Below are 1,065 nucleotides of genomic sequence, written 5' to 3'. Positions count from 1 at the left end.
AAGCCCATAACACCAGCTAAAACAGCAAGTCTCGGGCGACACACCCTCGCACGCTGTTTAGCCATTACGTTGTGCGTCATTACCGAAATTTAAATGGGGAAATATAAAGATTCAGATTGGTATTTAAAGTCTAGTAAAGAACTAATAATGAAATACGGAGATATTCCTCCACCTTGGATTTATGCTCCAAATTTTCATCCATATAGTATGGGGTGGAGAATGGGTGGCGGTGAGACACATATGATGATATTAAATGAATGGCTAGACCAAAAAGATTTGAATTTCGATGAACGTTTAAAGTATTTGCAAAAGTATCCTTGTCCAGCGCGATGGTATCAATGGATCATTTATTTTTTATGGAAAGTTGATTCCTATAAATTTGAAGAAACTGATTATATCCCATACTTAGAAAAACTTGAAACTTTCGGATTTGATAATACTTCTGAATTTAAGAATGATTTTAATAGAGATGATTTAGACTAAATGAATGAAGGTACTAGAATAAAATTCTATTCAGAAAATGGGAAATACGGTGAATTTTCAAATTTTGCCCAGTTTCCTATTAAATTAAAAGGTAAGCTGTGGAAAACCACTGAGCATTACTTCCAAGCACAAAAATTTTCAGGTTCTGAATACGCAAACAAGATTAGAAAGGCTATTTCTCCCATGAAAGCTGCTGAATTAGGACGAACCCGAAAAGTAAAAATTAGACCAAATTGGGATAATATGAAAGACAATGTCATGTATGAAGCTTTGAAAGCAAAATTTACACAACATAAAGAACTTCAAGAGTTACTATTAAGTACAGAGGACAAAATACTGGTAGAACATACAGAAAATGATTCTTACTGGGGGGACGGTGGCAATGGACAAGGAAAAAACAGATTAGGTAAGTTACTAATGAAACTAAGAACTGAATTAAAATAAAACGAACGCACAACAATGGCTAAAAAATCATAGCTGCCCTGCGGGGCAACAACGCTTTTTAGCCCAAACGTTGTGTGGTATTGTCTAGTAAGTACAAATATCAAAATTAGAAATGATTAATTATAATTTTAATAAAAT

Annotated in this window: 2 protein-coding genes; both read left to right on the top strand. The window is 33.8% G+C overall.

The genetic code is table 11. The features are described from left to right. Positions 1–93 precede the first annotated feature (93 nt). Complete coding sequence (locus tag HGP29_RS28160; protein WP_168885807.1) at positions 94–483, top strand: hypothetical protein; 390 nt, start codon at positions 94–96, stop codon at positions 481–483. Continuing rightward, the gene (locus tag HGP29_RS28155) at positions 484–927 is read left to right on the top strand and encodes an NADAR family protein (protein ID WP_168885806.1); all 444 of its coding nucleotides are present in this window, start codon (positions 484–486) and stop codon (positions 925–927) included. The last annotated feature ends 138 nt before the right edge of the window (positions 928–1,065 follow it).

It is taken from the genome of Flammeovirga agarivorans, from assembly GCF_012641475.1.
In the GTDB taxonomy this organism is placed as follows: Bacteria; Bacteroidota; Bacteroidia; order Cytophagales; family Flammeovirgaceae; genus Flammeovirga; species Flammeovirga agarivorans.
Note: the sequence above shows the minus strand (reverse complement) of the source record. Positions and strands in the feature narration are given on the sequence as shown.

Bases quoted from the DNA above. Each gene is read 5' to 3' on its own strand.
- HGP29_RS28155 (WP_168885806.1), top strand. From the start codon at position 484: ATGAATGAAGGTACTAGAATAAAATTCTATTCAGAAAATGGGAAATAC.
- HGP29_RS28160 (WP_168885807.1), top strand. From the start codon at position 94: ATGGGGAAATATAAAGATTCAGATTGGTATTTAAAGTCTAGTAAAGAA.